The sequence below is a fragment of the Pseudomonas agronomica genome, assembly GCF_025917275.1.
Taxonomy (GTDB): Bacteria; Pseudomonadota; Gammaproteobacteria; order Pseudomonadales; family Pseudomonadaceae; genus Aquipseudomonas; species Aquipseudomonas agronomica.
The window spans coordinates 1-1,193 of sequence record NZ_JAOSHO010000864.1; the positions used below are offsets into that span (position 1 = coordinate 1).

Below are 1,193 nucleotides of genomic sequence, written 5' to 3' on the forward strand. Positions count from 1 at the left end.
GGGGATAAATCCCCTCGCCACAAAAGCCCCAGCACCAGCAAGACCTGATTCACCCGCCGTCCCGAGATCCAACAAGAACAATTTTTCAGGAGAATCATCATGGGCGAAGTCGTCCTGGCTGCGAAAATCTGCCACGTTCCCTCGATGTATCTGTCGGAGCTGCCGGGCAAACACCATGGCTGCCGTGAAGCGGCGATTGCCGGCCACAAGGAAATCGGCCGCCGCGCGCGCGAACTGGGCGCCGACACCGCCGTGGTGTTCGATGTGCACTGGTTGGTCAACAGCGCCTATCACGTCAACAGCGGCGAGCACTTCAAGGGTATCTACACCAGCAACGAGCTGCCGCACTTCATCAAGAACATGGAGTACGAATACCCGGGCTGCCCGGAGCTGGGCGAGTTGATCGCCGCCGAAGCCAACGCCGTCGACGTGCGTACCCTGGCCCACAACATCCCCAGCCTGGAGTTGGAATACGGCACCCTGGTGCCGATGCGCTATATGCACATGGGCGTGCCGGAGGATCAGAAATTCAACGTCGTTTCGATTGCCGCCTGGTGCGCCTGGCATCGCCTGCAAGACAGCTTCACCTTTGGCGCAGCCGTGCGCCGTGCCATCGAAAAAAGCGACCGCAAAGTCGTGGTACTGGCCTCGGGTTCACTCTCGCACCGTTTCTCCGACGACCGTAACGCCGAAGCCAACATCCATAACTGGACGCGTGAATTCGACAAGCAGGTCGACCTCCACGTCGTGGAATTGTGGCGCCAAGGTCGCTGGAAGGAATTCTGCGCCATGCTCCCCGACTACGCCGAGCACTGCTTCGGTGAAGGCAAGATGCATGACACCGCCATGCTCCTGGGCTTGCTCGGCGGACCGGACTACACCAAGCCGGCGCAAATCATCACCGCGCCTTTCGGCAGCTCCGGCACCGGGCAGATCAACGCCATCTTCCCTGTCTAGCCGCGAACTACAAGCCCCCCATCAACTTGCCGCTCGAAGCTTGCGGCTCAAAGCTGCCGACGCAGGAGGCCCCCATGCCCCACTTCATCGCCGAGTACACCGACAACATCGAACAACAGGCGGACCTGCCCGGCCTGTTTGAAAAGGTCCACGCCACCCTGGGCGACAGCGGTGTGTTCCCGCTGGGAGGCATCCGCAGCCGCGGCGTACGTCTGGAGTCCTGGCGCATGGCCGAC

The 1,193-nt window shown here is 61.5% G+C and carries 1 protein-coding gene and 1 pseudogene; both read left to right on the plus strand.

What is annotated here, in order from left to right; translation table 11 throughout:
• The first annotated feature begins 99 nt into the window (after positions 1 to 99).
• Positions 100 to 957: a 3,4-dihydroxyphenylacetate 2,3-dioxygenase gene (gene hpaD / locus OC610_RS27750; RefSeq protein ID WP_264432748.1), complete on the plus strand. Its 858-nt coding sequence runs from the start codon at positions 100 to 102 to the stop codon at positions 955 to 957.
• A gap of 74 nt (positions 958 to 1,031) precedes the next feature.
• Positions 1,032 to 1,193: pseudogene (locus tag OC610_RS27755) on the plus strand (5-carboxymethyl-2-hydroxymuconate isomerase); the annotation flags it as partial.

Bases quoted from the DNA above. Each gene is read 5' to 3' on its own strand.
- hpaD (WP_264432748.1), top strand. From the start codon at position 100: ATGGGCGAAGTCGTCCTGGCTGCGAAAATCTGCCACGTTCCCTCGATG.